General features: G+C 72.3%; 12 protein-coding genes. 7 read left to right on the top strand and 5 right to left on the bottom strand.

Going from position 1 to position 22,275, the window contains the following annotated elements; genetic code table 11:
* Positions 1-109: 109 nt before the first annotated feature.
* The 7 genes from ABTX62_RS02980 (at position 110) to ABTX62_RS02950 (ending at position 11,999) form a co-directional block, all read left to right on the top strand.
* Complete coding sequence (locus tag ABTX62_RS02980; protein ID WP_352114515.1) at positions 110-3,307, top strand: SpoIIE family protein phosphatase; 3,198 nt, start codon at positions 110-112, stop codon at positions 3,305-3,307.
* Between the two features lie 101 nt (positions 3,308-3,408).
* Positions 3,409-4,959 (top strand): sugar ABC transporter ATP-binding protein, encoded by a 1,551-nt coding sequence (locus ABTX62_RS02975; protein WP_352114514.1) that lies wholly within the window; start codon positions 3,409-3,411, stop codon positions 4,957-4,959.
* On the top strand, positions 4,956-6,020 hold the full coding sequence (locus ABTX62_RS02970) for an ABC transporter permease (protein WP_352114513.1): 1,065 nt from the start codon (positions 4,956-4,958) through the stop codon (positions 6,018-6,020). Before ABTX62_RS02975 ends, ABTX62_RS02970 begins: the two co-directional genes overlap by 4 nt.
* 45 nt (positions 6,021-6,065) lie before the next feature.
* Entirely contained in the window at positions 6,066-7,229 is a 1,164-nt protein-coding gene (locus tag ABTX62_RS02965; RefSeq protein WP_352114512.1) for a substrate-binding domain-containing protein, read from the top strand.
* Between the two features lie 166 nt (positions 7,230-7,395).
* Complete coding sequence (locus ABTX62_RS02960) at positions 7,396-8,502, top strand: NAD(P)/FAD-dependent oxidoreductase (RefSeq protein WP_352114511.1); 1,107 nt, start codon at positions 7,396-7,398, stop codon at positions 8,500-8,502.
* A 134-nt stretch (positions 8,503-8,636) separates the two neighbouring features.
* Positions 8,637-10,040 carry a cytochrome P450 gene (locus ABTX62_RS02955; protein WP_352114510.1) on the top strand — a complete coding sequence of 468 codons (1,404 nt, stop codon included), beginning with the start codon at positions 8,637-8,639 and terminating at the stop codon, positions 10,038-10,040.
* 477 nt (positions 10,041-10,517) lie between these two features.
* Positions 10,518-11,999, top strand: coding sequence for an MFS transporter (locus ABTX62_RS02950; protein WP_352114664.1), 1,482 nt, complete (start codon positions 10,518-10,520; stop codon positions 11,997-11,999).
* Positions 12,000-12,026: 27 nt separating this feature from the next.
* Here the strand turns inward: ABTX62_RS02950 and ABTX62_RS02945 are convergent, their stop codons facing one another.
* From ABTX62_RS02945 to ABTX62_RS02925, 5 genes are all read right to left on the bottom strand, one after another.
* Positions 12,027-13,106 (bottom strand): SGNH/GDSL hydrolase family protein, encoded by a 1,080-nt coding sequence (locus ABTX62_RS02945; RefSeq protein WP_352114509.1) that lies wholly within the window; start codon positions 13,104-13,106, stop codon positions 12,027-12,029.
* Positions 13,107-13,322: 216 nt separating this feature from the next.
* Positions 13,323-16,232: an ATP-binding protein gene (locus ABTX62_RS02940; protein ID WP_352114508.1), complete on the bottom strand. Its 2,910-nt coding sequence runs from the start codon at positions 16,230-16,232 to the stop codon at positions 13,323-13,325.
* 207 nt (positions 16,233-16,439) lie between these two features.
* Positions 16,440-17,447: a (-)-alpha-amorphene synthase gene (locus tag ABTX62_RS02935; RefSeq protein WP_352114507.1), complete on the bottom strand. Its 1,008-nt coding sequence runs from the start codon at positions 17,445-17,447 to the stop codon at positions 16,440-16,442.
* Entirely contained in the window at positions 17,431-18,915 is a 1,485-nt protein-coding gene (locus tag ABTX62_RS02930; RefSeq protein WP_352114506.1) for a cytochrome P450, read from the bottom strand. The genes ABTX62_RS02935 and ABTX62_RS02930 overlap by 17 nt, the downstream gene beginning before the upstream one ends.
* A gap of 307 nt (positions 18,916-19,222) precedes the next feature.
* Entirely contained in the window at positions 19,223-22,135 is a 2,913-nt protein-coding gene (locus ABTX62_RS02925) for a glycosyl hydrolase 115 family protein (RefSeq protein WP_352114663.1), read from the bottom strand.
* Positions 22,136-22,275 lie beyond the last annotated feature (140 nt).

The following is a 22,275-nucleotide window of genomic DNA, read 5'->3' as shown; positions in this document are numbered from 1 at the left end:
GCCCGTGCGGCGCCCGCGCGCCGTGACGCCTGCCCGTAATGCCCGTATCCTCATCAATGCCAGACTGTCTTTCGAGCAGCGGATTGCCGCGGCGCAAGTGAGGCGAAGCGTGGTTCGGTCCGGCGAGGAACCCAAGCCGGCGGGGCGTGCGACGGACGGCACGGGGCCCGCCAGTCTGCGTGAGCTGTTTCTCCAGGGGGAGGCGGTCGCGGAGGGCGTCCGGACGTCCATCCTGAACTCGTGGCAGCGCTGCCGCTCCCTGGGCCTGTCGCCGGACACGGTCGACCTGCCCTACCGGAAGGACTTCGACCCGGGCGGCCGTATCGTCCGGGCGGCCGCGCCGGTGCTCGACCGGCTGCAGGCCACGTTCGCCGGGAGCCAGGTCAACATCTCCGTCGCCGACGCGAACGGGACGGTGCTGCTGCGCCGCTTCGGAGACCCGTCGATGACCAGGAGTCTGCCCGCCATCCAGGTCGTGCCCGGGTTCGTGTTCGCCGAGCAGGTCGCCGGCACCAACGGCATCGGGCTGGCCCTGGCGGAGCGGCAGCTCATCCGCGTCTACGGCGCCGAGCACTTCGCCGAGCGCTCCCAGCAGAGCGCCTGTGTCGCGCTGCCCGTCCGGGACCCGCTCAGCGGGCGCATCGAAGGCGTGTTGTGCCTCGGCTATCCACGCGGGTTCGAGCGGCCCGCCCTGGGCGTCGCCATCCGCAGGGCGGCCGAGGGCATCGAACGGCGGCTGCTGGCGCAGAGCTCCGCGCACGAGCGCGCCCTGCTGCGGACGTACCTGGCCGCCGGGGCCGAAACCGCCGGTCCCCATCGCGGCGTGGCGATGAACGCGCTGGCGAACGAGTTCCGGCCTGGCGACGAGGCGATCCTGAGGGAGAAGGCCGCCGAACTGATCTCCGGCGCACAGCGGGGGGCCGTCGAGGTGACCCTGCCCGGCGGCCGGCGGGTGACGCTCGTGAGCCGCCCGGTGACGAGCAGCTCCGGCGTACGGGGCATCGCCATCGAGGCCGTGCTGCCCGGGGCCCCGGCGGGGGAGCCGTTTGCCATACCCCACCAGGCGGACGAACTGTCGGCCCTCGCCGCCCCGCTTCCGGCCGCGCGTCCGGGGATCATCTTGCCGCCCGGTCACCTCGCCGCGGTCCCCGGCCCGGTCGTCACGGCCGACGGAGACGGCGGCACGTCCGGGTCGCACACGGTCGCCAGGACCGGCGCGACCGGCTCGCAGCGGGTGCCCGCCGAGCCCGGCGCGACCCTCCCGGCGGCCGGCGACGGGGGTGCCGTCGGGTCGGTCGCGAGGGCCGGGCGCGCCAACCCCGCCGAGCCCGGCACGGCCGGTGGCCGCCGGGCCCCCGAACCCACCACGGCCGATGGCCGCAGGGCTGCGGATTCCGGCACGGCCGATGGCCACCGGGCCCCCGAATCCACCACGGCCGGTGGCGGCCGGGTCGCGGAGCCCGGCGCTGCGGGTAGTCACGGGGCCGTCGAGTCGGGCGCGGCGGGGCGAGGCCGGGCCGACGAGCGCGCCATGGCCGGTGGCCGCCGGGTCGCGGAGCCCACTACGGCCGATGGCCTCCGTGAGCACTCCGAGGCGGCGTTCCCGGCCCGGGGGCTGGTGATGCTGGGGGAGCCGCACGTCGGGGCCTACGCCCTGGCCGCGCGCCGGCGTCTGGAACTGCTGTCCGAGGCCAGTACCCGCATCGGCACCACCCTGGACGTGCGCCGCACCGCCGAGGAACTGGCCGAGACCGCGGTCCCCGGGCTGGCGGACTTCGTCACCATCGACCTCCCCGACGCCGTGCTGCGCGGCGAGGAGTCCACCGATCCCCTCGCCGACCTGCGCCGTACGGTCCTCCACGGAATCCGTGAGGGCCTGCCCTTCACCCCGCCCGGCAAGCGCGCCGAGTTCGGCCCGACCACGCCCCAGCTGCGCTGCCTCACCAGCGGCGAGGCCGTGCTGGAGCCGGACCTGAAGGCCGCCGCGGGCTGGCTCGCCCAGGACCCCGAGCACACCGCGCGTCTGCTGACCCACGTCCATTCCCTCATCGCGGTCCCGCTGCTCGCCCGCGGTGTCGTCCTCGGCATCGCCAGCTTCTACCGGTCCGGCGGCTCTTTCGGGGACGACGACCGCTCCCTGGCCCAGGAACTCGCCTCCCGCGCCGCCCTGTCCATCGACAACGCCCGGCGCTACACCCACGAACGCGGCATGGTCCTGGCCCTCCAGCGGCGGCTCCTCCCGCACGGACTGCCCGACCAGGACGCCGTCGAGGTCGCCCACCGCTACCTGCCCGCCGAGTCCGACGTGGGCGGCGACTGGTACGACGTCATCCCCCTGTCCGGCGCCCGCGTCGGGCTCCTCGTCGGCGACGTCGTCGGCCACGGCATGCTCTCCGCGGCCACCATGGGCCGCCTGCGCACCGCCGCCCGGAGCTTCGCCGAACTCGACTTCCCGCCCGACGAGGTCCTCACCCACCTGGACAACCTCGTGGGCCGCCTGGACCGGGAGGACCCGGACGGCAAGGGCGCCGGCGTCATCGGCGCGACCTGCCTCTACGCCGTCTACGACCCCACCTCGCAGCGGTGCCTGATGGCCCGCGCCGGGCACCCACCGCCCGCACTCGTCCGCCCCGACGGCACCGTCACCTACCCGGAGCTCCCCGCCGGGCCCCCGCTCGGCCTGGGAGGCCTGCCCTTCGACGCAGTCGAGGTCGATCTCCCCGCGGGCAGTCAGCTGGTCATGTACACCGACGGGCTCATCGAGGACCGGCACCGTGACGTCGACGTGGTCCTGGAACAGTTGTGCGAGGCCCTGGCCCATCCCGAGCGGGCCCCCGAGGAGACCTGCCGGGCGGTCCTGGACACCGTCGCCCCAGCGCACCCGCACGACGACATCGCCCTGCTCGTGGCCCGCGTCCACGCCCTGGACCCCGACCGGATCGCCGGCTGGGAGATGTCCGCCGACCCGGCCCTCGTCGGCGAGGTCCGGACGTCCGCCATGCGGTGGCTCACCGACCGGGGACTGGAGGAGACCGCGTTCGCGGCGGAGCTGATCCTCAGCGAGCTGATCACCAATGCCATCCGGCACGGCGCCGAGCCCATCCGGGTGCGGCTGCTCCACGGCCGGACCCTGATCTGCGAGGTCTCCGACGCCAGCAACACCGCCCCGCACCTGCGCCGGGCGGCCAGCACCGACGAGGGCGGTCGCGGTCTGTTCCTCGTGGCGCAGCTCTCGCAGAGCTGGGGCACGCGCTATCTGCCGGAGGGAAAGGTCATCTGGGCCGAGTGCGGGCTCGACGCGGCGTGAGGCGGCCACAGGCCCGCGCCGGCCCGCTCTCGCCCGGGAAGGCGTGCTCCATCGGCGCCACATCGACCCTGAAGGTGCCCGAAATGCTGTAATTTGATGAGGTGCGTGACGCTCCCGACAGGCCGACGAAGGCGGCTTCGCCCTTCGGGCCGGAACCCCTGGTCCGTATTCGCGGGCTCAGCAAACGGTTCGGCGGCACCGTCGCGCTGGCCGGGGTCGATCTGGACGTCCACCCCGGCAGCGTCCTCGCCCTGCTCGGGCCCAACGGCGCCGGGAAGTCCACCCTCATCAAGATCCTCGCTGGAGTCCACCACGCCGACGCGGGACAGATCACCGTCGCCGGGGAGCCTCTCGGCAGCCCGGCCGCCACCCGGAGCATGTCCTTCATCCATCAGGACCTCGGGCTCGTGGAGTGGATGACGGTCGCCGAGAACCTCGCCCTGACCACCGGGTACGCGCGCCGGAGCGGGCTGATTTCCTGGCGGCGCACCCGGGAGCGCTGCGCCGACGCCCTGCGGACCGTCGCCGCCCGAGTCGACCCCGGCGCCCCGGTCTCCGCACTCACGCCGGCCGACCGCTCGCTGGTCGCCATCGCCCGGGCCCTGGCGGCACGCGCACGCGTCGTCGTCCTCGACGAGCCGACCGCCCGCCTGCCCGCCGCGGACAGCGCCCGGCTCTTCCGCGTCCTGCACGAACTGCGCTACCGAGGGCATGCCATCCTCTACGTCAGCCACCGCCTGGACGAGGTCTACCGGGTCGCCGACGCCTTCGCCGTCCTGCGCGACGGCCGTCTCGTCAGCCACGGCCCGCTGGCGGACCGCAGCCCGGCCCGGCTGGTCCACGACATCGTGGGAGAGGTGGACGAACCGGTCCCGCACCGCACCGCCGCACCCGCGGCCGGCGCGCCGCCCGCCCTGACCCTCGACGGCGTGCGCACGCCCGGCACCGGGCCCGTCAGCCTCGAAGTGGCAGCCGGGGAGGTCCTCGGCCTGGTCGGCCTCTCCGGAGCCGGGCACATGGACCTGGGCCGCGCCCTCGCCGGCGCCCGCCCCCTCCTGGGCGGGCAGGCCGTGTTGCACGGGCGGCCGTACCGCCCCCGCACCGTCGCGGAGGCCGTCGGCCTCGGAGTCGGCCTGGTACCGGGCGACCGGCTGCGGGAGGGCTGCCTCACCGAGCTGACCGTGCGGGAGAACCTCCTGGCCAACCCCCGCGCCGGAGGCCCGCGCACACCGCGCTGGATCGGCCCCCGCGGCGAACGGGCTCGGGCCGCGGCACTGATCGAACGGTTCGCGGTGCGCCCCCGGGACACCGAGATCCCCATCGCCACGCTGTCCGGGGGCAACCAGCAGAAGGTCATGATCGGCCGCTGGCTGCGGGCGGAGCTGCGGCTGCTGATCCTGGAGGAGCCGACCGCGAGCGTCGACGTCGGCGCCAAGGCCGCGATCCACCGTCTGCTCCAGGAGGCACTTGGGGCGGGCCTCGCGGTCCTGCTGCTGTCCACCGACTTCGAGGAAGTCGCGGGTCTTTGCCGGCGCACGCTGGTCTTCGTGCGCGGTGCCGTGACGGCGGAGCTGAGCGGCCCCGCCCTCACCGTCGCCGGACTCACCCGGGCGGCCTCGGCCCTGCCCCCGTCCACGGCCGGGCACCCGTGACGCCGCCGCCCCGGCCCCGGCACCGCCCCGGCGGCCATCTCGTCGGCGCTTACGGCCTGCTCGTCCTCACGGCCCTGCTCTATCTGGTCTTCTCCCTCGCCCTGCCGGACACCTTCCCCACGCTCGACACCGTCGACTCGATCCTGTCCAACCAGTCGATCCCGGCGGTCCTCGCGCTCGCCGCCATGGTGCCCATCGTCACCGGCGCGTTCGACCTCTCCATCGGCTACGGCCTCGGCCTGGCCCATGTGATGGTGCTGTGGCTCGTCGTCGAGGAGGGCTGGCCCTGGCCACTCGCCTGTCTCACCGTGCTGGCCGGAGGACTGGCCGTGGGCGTCCTCAACGGCGTCGTCGTCGAGTTCGGCCGGATCGACTCCTTCATCGCCACCCTCGGCACCGGCAGCATGATGTACGCCGTGACCGGCTGGATCACCGACGGCGGCCGGATCGTCCCCGGCCCGCAGGGCCTGCCACCCGCGTTCACCGACCTCTACGACTCCTCGTTCCTCGGCCTCCCGGTCCCCGCCTTCTACGTGCTCGCCCTCGCGGCCGTCCTCTGGCTGGTGCTGGAGCGGCTGCCCCTCGGCCGGTACCTGTACGTCGTCGGATCGAACCCGCGCGCGGCCGGTCTCGTGGGCATCCCGACCCGCAGGTACACCGTCTACGCGTTCGCCGCCTCGGGCCTGATCGTCGGCTTCGCCGGTGTGCTGCTCGCCGCCCAGCAGCAGATCGGCAACCCCAGCGTGGGTCTCGACTACCTGCTGCCCGCCTTCGTCGGCGCCCTCCTCGGCTCCACGGCGATCAAGCCCGGCCGGCCCAACGCCCTCGGCACCGTCGTCGCCGTCGCCGTCCTCGCCGTCGGCCTCACCGGCATCGCCCAGCTGGGCGCCGAGTTCTGGACGGTCCCGCTGTTCAACGGCGGCACCCTGCTCGTCGCCGTGGGCCTGGCCGGCTACGCGGCCCGTCGGCGGCTGCGCGGCGGCCCGGCCCGCGACGCGCCCGCCGCGCCGCCCCCGCCCCCGTCCTCCCCGGCGCCGGAGACCGGGACGTCACCGCCCTGAACCCCTCCTCGCGCCCGCCGCGTCGATCGCCTCACTGGAGTTCCCGTGCACCGCATCCGCAAGGCCGCCCCCGCAGCCCGCACCGCGCGGCTCGCCTCCTGCGTCCTGCTGGCCACGGCCGCCGCTCTCGTCGGCTGCGAACGCGGTTCCTCCGACAGCGCGGAGGCGACCGCGACGGGACCGAACGGCTGCCCCGCCGTCCACGCCCGGGCCCAGGAATCCGTCACACGGGCGCAGCGGACCGACATTCCCTGGGGAGGGCCCACCAGCGGCCCCGAGGCGGTGTCCGGCAGGACGATCGTCTACGTCGCCCAGACCATGACCAACCCCGGCGTCGCGGGCGCCGCCAACGGGGTGCGGGACGGCGCGCGGGCCCTCGGCTGGAACGTCCGGGTCATCGACGGCGGCGGCACCCCGGCCGGCATTCAGGCGGCCATGAGCGAAGCCGTGGCGCTGCGGCCCTCGGGCATCGTCATCGGCGGGTTCGACCCCGACTCGACGGCCCGGCAGGCCGCCCGGGCCAACGCACAGGGCATCCCGCTCGTCGGCTGGCACGCGGTCCCCGAGCCCGGCCCCAGCCGGCAGCCCGACCTCTTCACCAACGTCACCACCCGCGTCCAGGACGTGGCCCGCATCAGCGCGCAGTGGATCATCGCCGACTCGGAGGGCCGCGCCGGGGCCGTCCTCATCACCGACGCCTCGATCCCCTTCGCGCGTTACAAGTCCGACCTGATCCGCGAGGAACTGGCGACGTGTCAGGGGGTGCGGCTGCTCTCGGTGGAGAACATCCCCATTCCCGACGCCAGCAGCCGCACCCCCCGGGAGGTCTCCTCCCTGCTGTCCCGCTTCGGGGACCGCTGGACCCACTCCGTGGCCATCAACGACCTGTACTTCGCCGACGCCGCCCCCGCCTTCCGCGCCGCCGGCAAGAAGGGCTCCGGCCCGCCCTTCAACATCGGGGCCGGCGACGGCGACCCGTCCGCCTTCCAGCGCATCAACAACAAGCAGTACCAAGCCGCCACCGTGCCCGAGCCGCTGAACCTCCAGGGCTGGCAGATCGTCGACGAGTTCAACCGCGCCTTCTCCGGCCGTCCCCACAGCGGATACGTGGCGCCGGTGCACATCGCCACGGCCGCCAACAGCGAGGGCGCCACCACCTGGAACCCGTCGGGCTACCGGGAGGCGTACCGGAAGATCTGGGGGAAGTGACGGCCGCTGAGGTGCCGATCCCTTCACGGAACATGCACGGAACCCCGGAATCCCTTTAGCTTTCAAGCGCTACTGTCGCGTCAGTCGAGTGGCCGCCGTGGGTCGAACCGAGCGGGGCCCGTCCGCGGCGGCCCTCGTTCCCCCACCCCGGCACAGGAGACTCGGTGTGTACGACGGCGACGTAGTGGTGATAGGCGGCGGGTACGCCGGTGTCCGGCTGGCCAGGCGGCTCGACGACACAGCCCGGGTCACCCTGGTGGACCGCAAGGAGGTCTTCTTCCACCGCATCGCCTCCCTGCGCGCCGGAGTGCACCCCGAGTGGACCCACACGCCCTTCATCCCCTACGACCGGCTGCTGCGCCACGGCCGGGTGGTCACCGGCAAGGCCGTCCGCGTCGACACCGCCGAACGGCAGGTCGTCCTCGCCGCCGGTGAGCGGCTGCCGTACGACGTGGTCGTGATCGCCACCGGCGCCGACTACCCCGAACCGGCCCGCTTTACCGGCACCACCACCGGGGAAGCGGCCAAGTCGTTCGCCGAGCACCAGCGCGACATCGCCACGGCCGGGCACGTCCTGGTCGTCGGTGGCGGCCCCGGCGGAGTCGAGCTCAGCGCCGAGATCCGCCTCGCCCGCCCGAACGCCCGGGTCACCCTCGCCCACTCCGGGCCCGCGCTGCTCGACTCCACCGGCAGCCCGCGCCCGGGCCGCAAGGCGCTGGCCTGGCTGGAATCCCACGACATCGAGGTACGGCTCGACTCCTTCATGTCGCCCGGCAACGACTACGGCACCTACCGCGACGCCCGCGGCACGGTCATCGAGGCCGACCTGAGCTTCTGGGCGACGGGCACCACCCCCAACACGCTCTGGCTGCGACTGGCCGGGCACGGCGACTGGCTCAACGGTGCCGGACGGGTGAAGGTCGACCGGACACTCCGAGTGGAGGGCAGGCCGGACGTGTTCGCCGTCGGCGACGTGAACGACGTCAGCGAACTCAAGATCACCCCGGCCGCCCTCGCCCAGGCGGACATCGCCGCCCACAACATCCGCGCCCACCTGAGGAGTTCCGGCAAGCACCGCAGGGAACCGCGCCCGTACCGCCCGATCCGGCGCATCCCGCTCATCGTGCCGTTCGGCTCCGCCGACGGACTGACCGTGCTGCCCGTGCCGGGCGGCGAGTCCGCCGTGCTCGGCAGCCGCACCACCACCCTGGCCAAGGCGAAGAGCCTCATGACGCCCTACATGCGCCGCCAACTCGGTTACACGGCGGCCTGACCCGCCGCCGGTGGCGCCCTCGTCCCCCGCCCCCCGTCGTTACCCGTGGGTTCGGCCTGGGGTAGGGTCCCCACCGTTTCCGGCTACCGATTGATGGTGCGCCGGTACAGGGCGTGTCGGAGGGTGGCAAGACGATGGAATCCCAGTGGGGTGACGGCGCATCCGTGGACCTGGACGACACGAGGCTGGAGACCCTCAGTCCCGAACCACTGCTGACCAGGGACTACGAGACGCGTCCCGCGCTCGTGTACGAGCGGCTGCGCCAGCAGCACGGGCCGGTCGCGCCGGTCGACCTGCTGGGGGTGCCCGCCTGGCTCGTCCTCGGCTACCGCGAGTCGCTCCAGGTGCTCCAGGACGACGACGGCTGGCCCAAGGGCCTGGAGAACTGGCGGGCCCGCTCCGAGGGACGGGTGCCGGCCGACTGGCCACTCGGCCCCTCCCTGGAGGTCAACCACATCCTGATCCAGGGCGGCGCCGACTACCGGCCGCTGCGCACCGCCTGGGACGTCGCCCTCAAGCCCTTCCAGGACGCCCGCCACCCCCAGGCCAAGCGTCTGAAGGCCGCCGTCACCGCCTACGCCGACGAACTGATCACCCTCATCGGGCAGGGCGGCAAGACCGGCGTCGCGGACCTGTCCGCCCAGTTCTCCCGGCCGCTTCCGCTGATGGTGGCCAGCCATCTGCTGGGCTTCCCCGGCTCGCAGGGCGACGACGCGCTGATGGACATGTGGCGCGTGCTCGACGCGGGCCCCGACGCCGAGGCCGCGCTGGAGCGCCTGCTGGCCACGCTGGCCGAACTGGCCGCGCTGAAGCTGCAGAAGCCGGGCGACGACTTTCCCTCGTACCTGCTGGCCGCCCACCCGGACCTGTCGCTCGACCATCTCGCCCGTGAGCTGTTCATGCTGCTGGGCATGACCTCCGACCACGTCGGCATCCTCATCTCCAACACCGTGGTGGAGGTCATCTCGGGCGAGGGCAGCGTGCGCGCCAGCCTGTCCGCCGGGATGGTCAGGGAGACCATGAACCGGGTGGTGATGCGCAAGCCGCCGCTGGTCAACTTCGTCCCGCGCTTCGCGGCCCGGGACACCCCGCTCGGCGACTACACCATCCGGGCCGGCGACCCGGTGTGGGTCTCCCCGGGCGCCGCCCACGCCGATCCCCTCTTCGCCGACCATGTCGCCTCGGGCACCGCCATCAGCACGCGGGCCCACCTGTCCTGGGGCGCCGGGCCGCGCCAGTGCCCGGCGCGAGAGCTCGCCTCGACGGTCGCGGCAGCCGGCGTCGGGCGCCTGTTCGAGCGGTTCGACCACCTCGATCTCGCCCTGCCCGCCGACCAACTGCCGTGGCGTTCCTCGCCGTTCATGCGGGGCCTGCGCTCCCTGCCCGTGCGGTACGAACTGGCCTCCGCGCCGCCGCCGCGGCCGTGGGCGGAGGAGCCCGCGCCGGGGGTGGCCGAGGAGGTCCTGCCCGACCCCACCGCCCGCCAGCGCTCCTCGCTGTGGCGCTATCTGACGGGCCTCATCCGCGGCGGCCGCTGACCTGCGGGGACCGAGCCGACGCCCATCGCGCATCGGCGTTGCTCACGGCCCCGGGATGACGCTTCCACGCCGCACACATGACAAACGGCGCTGGTGGGCGGCGCACCCGCGGTGAGATGCTCGTGGCAGATCCCGGGGCAGGGCGCGAGCGCCCGCGAGGGCCGGGCAGGTACACCTCGATGACCTGCCCGGCCGTTCCCCTGCCAGGGGACGGACGAAGGGCTTGCGGCGGGGACGCCGGGCCTGGCGCGGGGGAGGCAGGGCCTCGCGCGTTTCAGTCCGGGCCACAGCCCGACCGGTCGCCCCGCGCACCCGGCCGCCGGCCCCCGCGAGGCGCCCGTGGAGGCCGTCGGTGATCGAGTGGTGGGTCAGGAGAGCCGGGCGTACCGTCGAACGGTGGACACCGCAGGCAGCAGCCCGCAGCCGGCTTCACCACAGGCGACCACCACCAAGAAGCCCGGTGGTGGCGGAAACGCGATGGCGCTGCTCGTCATCGCCTCCTGCCAGTTGATGGTGGTCCTCGACATCACCATCGTGAACATCGCGCTGCCGCACATCCAGAACTCACTGGAGTTCTCCACCACGAGCCTGTCCTGGGTGGTCAACGCCTACACCCTCACCTTCGGCGGTCTGCTCCTGCTCGGCGGCCGGGCCGGAGACATCCTGGGACGGCGGCGGGTCTTCGTCTTCGGCGTGCTGCTCTTCGTACTCGCCTCCCTGCTCGGCGGATTCGCCCAGAACGCCGGTCAACTCCTCGGCGCCCGCGCCCTGCAGGGCGTCGGTGGCGCCATCGCCTCCCCGACCGCCCTCGCCCTGATCAGCACCACCTTCCGCGAGGGACCGGAACGCAACCGCGCCTTCGGGGTCTTCGCCGCGGTCTCGGCCGGCGGCGGCGCGATCGGCCTGCTCGCCGGCGGCATGCTGGTGGAGTGGCTGAACTGGCGGTGGGTGCTGTTCGTCAACGTGCCCATCGGCCTGCTCATCGTGCTCGCCACACCGCGCTACATCAGGGAGTCCGAACGCCACCCCGGGCGCTTCGACGTCACCGGCGCCCTCACCTCCACCGTGGGCATGGTGCTGCTCGTCTACGGCTTCATCAGAGCCGCGCAGGAGGGCTGGCGGGACCCGCTCACGCTCGTCTCGTTCGCCGGAGCGGTCGTGATCCTGGCGGTCTTCATCGCGATCGAGCGGCGTTCGAAACAGCCCATCACACCGCTGCACATGTTCGCCGACCGCAACCGCGCGGGCACCTACGGCATCATGCTGTGCCTGGCCGCCGCCATCTTCGGCATGTTCTTCTTCCTCACCCTCTTCGTGCAGAACGTGCTGGAGTTCAGCCCTCTGCAGGCCGGCCTCGCCTTCCTGCCGGTCAGCGCGGTCATCGCCGTCGGCGCCGGACTGGCCTCGCGGTTCCTGCCCGTCTACGGTCCCAAGCCGTTCATGGTGGTGGGCGCGATCCTGGCGGCGGTGGGCCTGACCTGGCTGACCCTGACCGACGTGCACTCCACCTACGCGGGCAGCGTCCTCGGTCCGATGCTCGTCTTCAGTCTGGGCATGGGCATGGAGTTCGTGTCCCTGACTCTCATGGCGCTGTCCAACGTGCCGACCCCGGAGACCGGCGCGGCCTCCGGGCTCCTCAACGCCACCCAGCAGGTCGGCGGCTCTCTCGGCCTGTCCATCCTGGTCACGATGTACGGCACGGCCAGCATCAACGCGGCGGACAAGCAGGTTCCGGACTTCCTCCGGCAGGCGAGCCCGGCCGAGCGAATCCGGTTCCAACGCACCGAGCAACTGCCCAAACCCTGGTCCGACGAGATCCTCACCGCCGGCGTCTCGGCCGCCTTCATCATGGCGGCGGTCTTCGCCGTCGTCGCCGCGCTGATCGCCCTGGTCGTCATCCAGGTCCGGCCCTCGGACCTCGAACGCCTCAAGGGAGGAGCGGGCCCCGGTGCGATGTGAGGCCCGCCCCCGCACCCTTCAGGGCCGCTACGACCCGATCCGCGCCGCGATGACCGGCGCCAGCCGGTCGGCGATGACCCGGTGCCCCCGGTCGTTGGGATGCACCGAGTCCGTCAGGTCGCCCGACCCCAGCCAGCCCGTGGTGTCGACGAAGGAGACCCGCGCGTCACCACCGGCGACGGCGGCCTTCACCGCGGCCTCGGTCTGCGGGACGAACCGCCCGCGGAACGTCTCGAGCGCGAAGATCCACGCCTGCGGATACGCGGACCGGACCTTGCGCAGCAGACTGCTGTACGCCGACTGGAACTGTGCCGAAGACACCCCGTGTCCGACGTCGTTGGTGCCGAGGTTGATGACGACCGCGTCGGCCCGGTAGCGCGAGAAGTTCCAGTCGGGCGTCGCCGCGTTCGGGTTGAGCTTGGTGAACTGCCGCTCCAGCCCCACGCATCCGTCCGCCGCGGCCACCAGGCACGCCCCGCCCTGGGCGATCCGCGTGTGCTCGACGCCGAGCCGCTCGCCGATCAGCCAGCCGTACGCGGTACGGGCGTTCTGCGAGCTCGTCGTGCCCACGGTGATGGAGTCGCCGACGAACTCGACCAGTTTCGCCGGGGCCGGTGGGGCGAAGGTCGTCGCGCCGCTGTCCAGGACCAGTCCCTGGAAGACGGCGTCCCCCCGGTACGACCCGGCCACCACCTGGTAGTTGACCTGGAGGGTGTGGTTGCCGGGGGACAGGGCCGTCGGGGTCAGGTTCACCGTCCCCTTGACGTCGTCGTAGAACCTCACGGGGCCGTTGTCGATCCGCGCCCACAGGTCGATCGTGCCCCGCTGTTTCAGCTTGACCGTGCGGCCGGTGAAGCCGGCCCGGTAGTACGCGCCCGCCCAGTAGGGGGTGTAGGCGGCGGCGGAGCTGGTGGTGTCCCAGCGGCCGACGAACTTGATGTTCGGGTCACCGGGCTGCCCGGGGGCGGCCGCCTTCGCCGTGGCGGTACCGCCGAGGGCGGCCTGCGCGGGCGAGCCGTCGGCCCAGGACAGCGGACAGGCCATGAGCGCGGCCGCCAGCAGGGTCGGCAGGAAACGTCTCGGGAAGGTGTGGGGGATGGTCTGCACGGGGTTCCCTTCACGTGGGGTGGAGTGGGAGCGCTCCCATCGGCAGCCTTTCGAGGGAAGCAGTGAAACGGTTCAGCGTCAAGACAGCGGAACGGTACGGAATGGAAGGGGGAGGGGAGGGGGAGGGCCGCTGAGGTGGTTCGATCGCCGCACAGCCGGTTGACGCCGCTAACCCGCCCATGGCTGCCCGGGGGTGGATGGCCGGGCTCCCGGCCGTCACCGCTCGTGTCGGGGATCGCTCGACAGGGCCTCGGGGAGTCCGGATGCGTCCGTGCCGAGTTTTCGGTACACGGCGGACAGCAGTTGCCGTACGCCCTGCTCGGTGAGCCGCAGGTCCTTCGCCACCACCGATACCGGGTGGCCCAGGGCCGTCATCTCGGCGGCCCTGCGTTCCTGGGCCGTCAGCAAGTCCGTCTGCGCGTACCGCAGGGGCAGCGGGCGCAGCCCCGCCGCGGAGAGTTCCCGCCTGGCCCGGGCGGCCAGGCCCTCGGCGCCACAGTGCACCGCACCCTCCAGGCCCTGGTAGAGCCGGTCGGCGGCGTCGTGCAGACGACCGTTGCGGGCCAGAGCGGCGCCGTGGCCCACCAGGGCACGGGCCAGTTCGTACGCGGCGGGCGACCGCTCCAGATGGTCCACGGCCTGCGTGTGCAGATCGAGTGCGGCCTGCCCGCCCGTCACCTCCGCCTGGACGTGCAGCGCCTGGCCGATCGCGGACGCGGCACCGAAGTCCCGGGCGCGCTTGACGGCGTCCCGGGCATGGCGGGCCGCCTCGTCAGGGGCGGTGCGGGCCAGGGCCGAGGCCAGTCCCAGCTGCCAGGGGCACCAGGCGGGGTTGCGCCAGTCCCGCCCCTCCAGCCAGTCCCCGACCTTGGACAACAGCCGCGCCGCCTGCGTGAGTCGCCCCTCCGCCAGGAGCAGGTCGGCGTACAAAGTGCGGGGATCGGGGAAGATGACGGCGTTGGGGACCACGTCGCCGTAGTGGTAGCTGTCGGCGAGTCGGCGCGCGTCACCGGTGCGCCCACGGGCCAGCAGGGTCTGGATGAGAATGCCGATGGCGAACCACTGGGCGGGCACCGCCCCTTCGACGCGCTCGGCCGTGTGCAGCCCGGCCCGGACGAGTTCTTCCGCCTCGGGCAGGAATCCGCGGCGGTAGCGGATGTAACCCAGCAGCGTCTGTCCCTGCGCCAGATGGGAGCCGCGCCACCCCATGTGCTCGCACTCGGCCATGCCTTCGGCGAAGAGTTCCTCGGCCCGCCGTGGCTGGTCGCAGTACATGAACAGCAGGGCGACCGCCGCGGGCACCTCGAAGCCGCGATTCTCGTCGGTCCAGCTCATACCGCCGCGCAGTGCCTCCTCGGCATACCCGAGGGCGGTCTGCCGCGGCTCGCCGCGCACGAGGGCGTCCCACGCCCGCAGCCCGAGGATGTAGCGCTCCTCCAGACTGCGGCCGGGAAGCTTGTCGGCCAGCCGCGCCAGCCGCCGCGAGCGGGCGGACGAGTCGGGCTCGTCGGCGCGGAACGCGCTCCATACGAAGTGATCGGCCTGCATGCGCAGTTTGACGCGCGCGTTGGTGGCGCGCCGCGCCTCGTCGGCGGCCACGGACGCGGCCTCGGTCATCCGGTCGGTGTGGGCCAGCGCCTGGGTCAGCCGGTAGACGATGGCGGCGCGCAGGTCGGGACCGATTCCCGGCTCCGTCAGCGCCTCCCGGAGATGCCTGACCGTGGCCGTGGGCTCGATCAGGAAAGTGGAGCAGGCCAGCTCGTGGAGAAGGGCGGCGCGGTCCTCGGCAGGGGGCGGTTCCCGCAGCGCCCGGGTCAGCACGCGCCGGGCGGCCTCCGGGGCCCCGGCGCGCAGGTACTCACGCGCGGCGGCGCGCAGGCACGCGACCGCCTCGGGCCGGCCGTCGCAGGGAACCTCCAGCAGGTGCCGGGCGGCGACAGTGGGGTCGGCCCCGACCGCCTGGGCGGCATGGGCGGCCGCATTGTGCATGCCGACGCGCAGGGCCGGTGGGATGTCACGGTAGATCGTCGTGGCGATCTGCGGGTGGACGAACTCCAGGTTGCCCGCGGGCTCGTCGGCGTCCGCGAGGATGCGGCGGACGCGCAGCTTCTCGGCCGCCTCGAGGGCCTCCTCCCTGCCGACCACCGCGAGGTCGGCCGCGACCTCAGGTGAGAAGGGCCCACCCAGGACAGCGCCGGCCCACGCGAAGCGGACGGTGCCCGGGCCGAGGCGTTTGAGGCGCTCGATCAGGCCGGGGCCCTTGACCGCGGCGGCGAGGTCCCGCATCACGGGCAACTCCTCCTGGGTGCCCCTCACCTTCCGCTCACGGAGCCGGATGGCCAGTTCGACGGCCTCGAAGGGGCTTCCGTTGGTGACCGTCCAGCACGCGCCGCAGAACTCGGCCTCGGCTTCCTCACCCACTTCGTCTCTGATGATCCGCGCCACACCGGCCTCACCGAGCGGAGACAGCACGTGCGGGCGCTGCTCGTGGCGCTCGACGAGCGTGCGGAAAGAGGTCGCGTCGGACGGAAGTTCGTCGGGCCGGTAGCCGACGACGATCAGCAGCGGGAGGTTCGCGACCCGGGGCGCGAAGGAGGCGAGCCAGTCGAGGGATTCGGCATCGGCCCAGTGCAGGTCGTCCAGGAGCAGCACGACAGGCGAGTTCAACATCGTGAGGCGCGTCATGACCCAGTCGAGGCCGTCGCGTACTCCGGTCGGGTCCGGGATCCGAGCGGGGTCCGTCGCCTCGAGACCGAGCGCGGCGCCGACGATGTCGTACCAGCTGCTCAGGAAAGCCCGGCGCTCCGTCTCGCTCATCCTGGCCAGGATGGGCTGCATGGCCTGGCGGACGACGCGGAAGGCCATCCCCTGCTCGTTCTCGCCGCCCTTGCCGGAGAAGACGGTGAACCCGAGGGCGGCGGCGCGGGCGCGCACCGCCGCGATGAGTGTCGTCTTGCCCAGCCCGGCCTCACCGGTGAAAGCGAGAAACCCGCCGCGCGGTACCTGGGGCACGCCGTCGACCGTGTCGCGGAGCCGCGCCAACGCGTGGTCGCCGGCTCGGAGTTCCTCGTCACGTTCGAGGAGTGGCCGGTGTTCGTTGATCGATTGCCGCAGCCCATGGGCCATGTGGTCTACCGCTTCCTGTGGTTGCTCCCCGCCGGACGGGGCGAGCGTACGCCTTGGTGCACGCCCCTTGGCCGGGTCGGAAGTGGAGGTAGGCAGAGCGGGTGAACTTCCCGCGTGAGCGGTTCGAGCCTCAGCCTTTCGGGTAGTCTGCTGTGTTTCCGCCCTTCTCGGGACCCCTGGGGTGGAAACGACCGGTCGGCCAGCGGATCAGAGCACGGGCGATGCCGCCGACGCGTCCCCGTACCTGGGCACGGTGCGGGACCAGAAGTAGCAACCGCGGATCCAGCCGGCCATGCCCTCCACATAGCCGACTCCGGACGGGGTCAACTCCGGCCTGAACTCACCGTAGAGCCGCTCGAACTCGCGGATCGTGCTGTTGATGTGCCGTGTGGCGAGTGCGACGGCCGTCGGCAAGGAGCACCGGTGTGTCCGCTGGTAGGCGAGGGCGAGGTTGATCAGGCCGCCCGCCCGCTGTTCCTTCACCGCGGAGAAGAGGTCGGGTATCCACACCGCCGCGTCGGCCGACAGCCGGCTCAGGCGCCGCATGACAGGGTGATGGATCTCCTCCGGGGTCAGTTCGCACGGCTGCGCGGCCTCGCACAGCGGGTAGAACGGCTCGACGCCCGCGATGAGGGAGCGTACGGACCGGCACAGCCCGCTTCCCACCGTGGCGGGATGGTTCTGGGCCACCGCTTCGTACAGCAGGCCGTGGACGTACTCACGGCTGTTCCAGGCCCACCGCGCGGCCTGAGCGGGTGTGCACCGCTCGCGTACCTGCCGATGGAGGTCGGCCAGCGCCGCCCCGAGCGGGGTGGTGGGTGGTTGGTCGTCCCGCAGGATCGCGATGCTCTCGCACAGCATGGGAAGCAGCCGGCCCGGCGTGTGCCGGCCGACGTCCTCCGCGCGGTCGTCGTAGACGAACTGGTAGGCGATCTGGTTGGCCACGATCTGGAGGAGCCCGGGGTCCATGGTCGGACTGTTGCAGGCCGCGAGTTCGGCGGGGCGTGTACCGGAGATCATGGCCGCCACCGCCGGGTTGTCGGTCAGCCCCCACGTGCTCAGCCATTTCTCGACGCCCGCCGCCGCTTCGGACGCGTGGGGACTGCGCTGGAAGGGGAAGGGCATGTAGAGGTTCGCGTCGATCATTTCCCTCAGATCGACGACCCGTATTCCGTCCTGCGCGGGCAGCGTGACTTCCTCATGCGTCGCGGACATCGTTGCCACCTGCCGTTCGGGAGTCGTGGACGACGGGTACGGCTGTTGTCCCGGGAACGCGGGAGTCCGCCCGATGCGGTGTGCCGACCGGCCGCCCCGCTCGCGGTTCACTGACCATCACCAAGCCCCTCGGCCCCAACGACGCCGCGGGGTGCAGCCGTTCGGTGTGGCCGGGCAGATGACGCAGCCGCCAGTGGCGGGCGATGAACGCGACGGCCACCGTGGCCTCCGTCAGGGCGAGTATCTCTCCGATGCATTTCCGGCTGCCCGCACCGAACGGAATCATCGCCCCGGGCGGCACCGCGACGGCCTGCCCGGGCAGCCAGCGGTCGGGGAGGAAGCGATCGGGGTCGGGGAACAGGGTGGGGTCGTGGTGCAGGAGGTAGGGGCTGAACATGACGGTGGCGCCCTTCGGCAGACGGTGTCCGGCGAGCTCCGTCTCCTGAGTGGCGATGCGGGTGAAGAGCCAGCCGGGCGGGCGGTGGCGAAGGGTCTCGGTGAGGATGCACCGGGTGCGGACGAGGCGTGGCAGTTCGTCGGAGCCGGGCGGCCGCCCTGACGCGAGCACGGCGTCGACTTCGGAGTGCAGGCGGCGTTCCTCCTCAGGATGCCGCCCCAGGAGTTCCAGGGCGGAGGAGAGGCACAGCGCGGTGCTCTCGGCGCCGGCGAACATGAGAGTCATCACCTGGCCGTGGACTTCCCGGTCGGTGATCGGCGTTCCGCCGCCGTCGGCCCGCGTGGCCGCCAGCAGGGTTCCGAGCAGGTCGTCGCGGTTGTCGTGGAGAAGGTCTCGCCGACGCTTGGCGAGGGCCGCGTCGACGATCGCGCGCAGGCGGTCGGAAGCATGCCGGTAACGCCGGTTCGCCGACGTGGGAACACGGTACAAGGCCTCGACCGGCATCACCGTCCGGACGAACATGCCGCGGACCACGGTGGCCAGGCACCTCCGCATCTCGGCGGCCGTCGCGGTGCCGAGCGAGTCGGAGAAGAGGACGCGGCTGACCACACGTGTGGACAGGTCCAGCATGGTCGCGCTGATGTCGACCGCTTGCCCGGCCCGCCACGCGTGGCACACCGACTCCACTTCCTCGCCCACCAGGCGCACGTGGTCGGCGACGCGGGCCTTGCGGAACTCGGGCTGGAGCAGCCTGCGCTGGCGCCGGTGATCTCGATGGCGGCAGGTGCCGACGCCGTCCCCCAGCAGCGTCCGTAACCTGTCATAGAGCGGGCCGCCCTTGTCGAAGGTGCGCGGGTCCATGAGCACCTGGTGGACCAGGTCCGGGTGACACACCATCCAGGCACGCTGCGGACCCAGGCGTATCTCGACCAGATCCCCGTGTTCGGGCAGAGAATTCAGAAAGGCCAGCGGTCGACGGGCCAAGTCGATACCGTGACCGATGAGTGGGAATATGCCTGGAGCAGTGCCCACTGTCCAATCCCGGACTGGCCCGGAAACGGAGCCGATCATCGAAACCACCTGCCTCAGTTGGCACACAGAATTCTGATGCGATCGCGCCGCATTGACGCTCGCCTCATGTCCTGCCCAGTGAAATCTGCTTGCGGCTCGCCGAATCCATTCTCCGTAGGGGCGCACGGATGCACGGAGGGGTGTTCGGCGCATCACGGTTGCTGCATGCGGACGGTTTTTTGCTTTCCGCGCACGCAGAAAACTGTGTTCCCGGCAGTGCTCCTGAAGAACACGGCATCGCGGCAGACGTCTGGCATGGACATGAAATTGCGGTCCGAGGCCGGCCAGACGACTGCCGACGACCGGCTTATCGGTCCTGCGCCGCCACGCCCGGTGCGACGGTGGGGCCGGGATTGAAGACCCGGTGGTAGCTCTCCGGAGGCGCGAGATGACTCGCGGGCAGACCACCCGTGTCGATCACGATCTGGTCCACCGCCATCCCCGGATCCACCATGAACACCCTCAGGACATGCTCACCGGGCTCCGCGACGGTCACCCGGGCCGTCAGCTTCTCGATGCCCTCCTCCACGTTGCGGGCCCAGGCGTCGCCCCGGTTGCCGGTGGCGATCGCCTGACCCGACAGGACCGTCGGGGGCTGGTCGTCGAGGGCGACCGCGACGCGCCGCTTGCCGCGTTCGTCGAGAGAGGGCAGCCGGAACACCATCACCGGGAACGTGCCGGCCGTGGTGAAGCGGATGCGGTACCGCAGCTCCGGAGACCGGACGGCGAGGTCCTCGGTGATCGGCGGTGCCGTCGTCGGGACCGCCTCGACGGCGGCCGTACGCCGGCCCAGCCCGTGCACGACCCGCCACCGCGCGCCGCCGCGGGGCAGCTCCCGGTCGAAGTGGGCGGCGTCGATCGACACATGGCCGTGGGCCTCGACGAAGCCGCGGACGCGCCGCCGCGCCCGCTCCCCGTCGTTGACCACCAGCAGCGGCACCTCGATGCTCCGGTCCGCGCCGGTGAAGGTCAACACGGGACGGTGCGTGCCCTCCGGCGCCCGCGTCCAGTCGATCTCGGCCCATACCCGGATCTGGTCGGTGAGCGCACCGCCCGCCGTGCTCAGCCTGACCCAGGGGGCGCTCGGCTCGGCCCGCCACTCAAACGGCACGAAACCGGTGTTGAAGACATCCACGAAACGCCGGTCGCGGGTGTAGGACGAGAAGGACAAGGGACGGTCGGTCCCCGTCTCGTTGCCCTCGGAGGCGAGGCCCAGGCCCGCTGTCTCCCGGCGGGGGATCCTGGTCACGGCCGGGCGGCCCGGCGCCTTCGGGATCTCGGAGGGGTACGGGTTGACGATGCCGTCCCACTTCCCGCCCGCCACCTCGGTGTTGTAGCGCCGGGTGATCGCCTGCTCCTCGGCGTGTGCCGCCTCGGCCAGGTCCGCGAAGCGGTTCGTGCCCGCCCCCCGGCCCTGCCGGACGGCGAGGGCGTTGCGGTCCGCCCAGTAGTACTTGAGGTTCATCGACCAGGCACCGTGGACGGGGTATTCGACCAGCTCGTAGTAGGCGTCCCGGTAGGCCTCGGGCAGCTTCGCGCCGAGCCGCCGCGCACGGTCCAGCAACTGCTCGTAAGCCGTCATGCGGCGGCCCGCCTCGTCACCGTGATGCACCGTCGAGAAGACCGCCCGGTCGATGAACTCCGGGCGCCGCTCCGCCGCCAGGCGGTAGTACTCGGTGCGGATGGCGGCGATCTCCGAGCCGTACCTCCGGCCGAACTGGCGCCCGGCCCACTCCACGAGGAAGTCCTCGACGTTCTCGGGGCCCCAGCGGTCCACGTCCCAGGCCATGTCCAGGCAGAAGGACAGACCCGTCTCGATCGACTTGATGTCACCGACGTTGAAGATCCACATGCGGTCCGCCTGGTGCTCGTGGACCCGGCGCAACTCCTGCCACACCTTGCTCAACTGTGTGGTGTCCAGCCACAGATAGCTGCGGGGGCGTCCCCAGTAGGAGAGGTGGTAGTAGATGCCGTTGCCGCCGGGGCGGCGTCGCTCGGCGTCGTCCGGGAGCTGGCGCATGTTGCCGTGGTTGTCGTCCGGCCAGATCAGCGTGACGTCCTCGGGGACCCGGACGCCCGCGTTGTACAGTTCCAGGACCTCCTTGTACGGGATGAAGATCTGCGGCTCGGCCGCCGGGCCCACCTCGTCGGCCAGGATGCGGCGCTGGTCGGCGATGATGTCGTTCATCACCAGCACCTTCTCCGGGACGGTGGTGGCGTGCTTCGTCTCCAGCGCGGAGTCGTGCAGACCGCGCATGCCGATCGTCCAGCTGCTCTCGTAGGCGGCGTTCTGACGGGCCCGCGCCCGCCAGTAGTCGGAGATGACGGAGGGGTTCACCGTGTAGTCGTAGACGGGCGGCGTGCCGTCCTCGCCCCGGTGCTCCTCCGCCCACGGCTGCCATTCGTGGACGCCGTTGCGCAGCATGGCCTCGGGATGGCTGGAGCCGACCACGATGCCGTAGCGGTCGGCCAGTTCGGGATTCTCACGGTGCTTGTTGAAGAAGTCGGAGTAGGGATGCATCGCGGGCCAGAGGTAGTTGGCCTTGAGGCGCAGCAGCAGCTCGAAGACCCGCTCGTAGGTTCTGGGGCCGATGTTCTTGTCCGGCTCCTGGGTGCGGTGGGACCAGGTGGTGAGGTTCTGCTCGTCGTTGATGAAGACGCCCCGGTAGCGGACGGCGGGTTCCCCACGGACGAAGGGGCCGGCCGGGACCGCCACCGTGTCGCGGTGGGCCACCGGAACGTCGGCCCACCAGTACCAGGGCGAGACGCCGATGCGTTCCGAGGTGTCGTAGACGCCGTAGACCGTGCCGCGGCGGTCGCTTCCGGCGATGACCAGGGCACGTCCCACGCCGGGCAGCGGGCGGTCCACGACCTGGGTGACGGATGCCTCCCAGCGGCCCTTCACCCGGGAGACGTCCAGTCGTCCCTGCCCGATGAGGCGGTCGATCACCGGGCTCGCGCCGATCGTCCCCACCAGGACCAGCAATTCGGCGCGGGGCGGCACGGTGTGCAGGAGACCCGGTCGCACGCCGCCGACCCGCTCCACGTCCGCCTGGAGGTCGCCGGCCGCGCGGACGACGGCGGCGTCGTCCGCGGCGTCGACGAACACGTCCACGGCGGTGCCGTCCCGGAGCAGGGGGAAGTCCGGGCGGCGGGTCGAGGGCGCCGCGGCTTCGGCGGCGGTGACGGGGAGCAGGGGAGCGGCACCCGCGGCCGCCATGCCCCGTAAGAAGGACTTGCGGGTGACGGACGGGACCGACGGCTTCTGGGGCACTGGGCACTGCCTTTCCGCGCCGGCCCCGCGGCGGCTCCAACGTCCGGCCGTCGGCGGGTCTACGCGCACAGGGAGGGTGGCATGAG

The sequence above is a fragment of the Streptomyces sp. NPDC096046 genome (assembly GCF_040303285.1).
Taxonomy (GTDB): domain Bacteria; phylum Actinomycetota; class Actinomycetes; order Streptomycetales; family Streptomycetaceae; genus Streptomyces.
This window is presented reverse-complemented; position numbering and strand designations above follow the sequence as displayed.

Coding starts and splice junctions, on each gene's coding strand:
- ABTX62_RS02930 (WP_352114506.1), bottom strand. CDS start 18,915: ATGATCGGCTCCGTTTCCGGGCCAGTCCGGGATTGGACAGTGGGCACT.
- ABTX62_RS02950 (WP_352114664.1), top strand. CDS start 10,518: ATGGCGCTGCTCGTCATCGCCTCCTGCCAGTTGATGGTGGTCCTCGAC.
- ABTX62_RS02940 (WP_352114508.1), bottom strand. CDS start 16,232: ATGGCCCATGGGCTGCGGCAATCGATCAACGAACACCGGCCACTCCTC.
- ABTX62_RS02925 (WP_352114663.1), bottom strand. CDS start 22,135: ATGGCGGCCGCGGGTGCCGCTCCCCTGCTCCCCGTCACCGCCGCCGAA.
- ABTX62_RS02935 (WP_352114507.1), bottom strand. CDS start 17,447: ATGTCCGCGACGCATGAGGAAGTCACGCTGCCCGCGCAGGACGGAATA.
- ABTX62_RS02955 (WP_352114510.1), top strand. CDS start 8,637: ATGGAATCCCAGTGGGGTGACGGCGCATCCGTGGACCTGGACGACACG.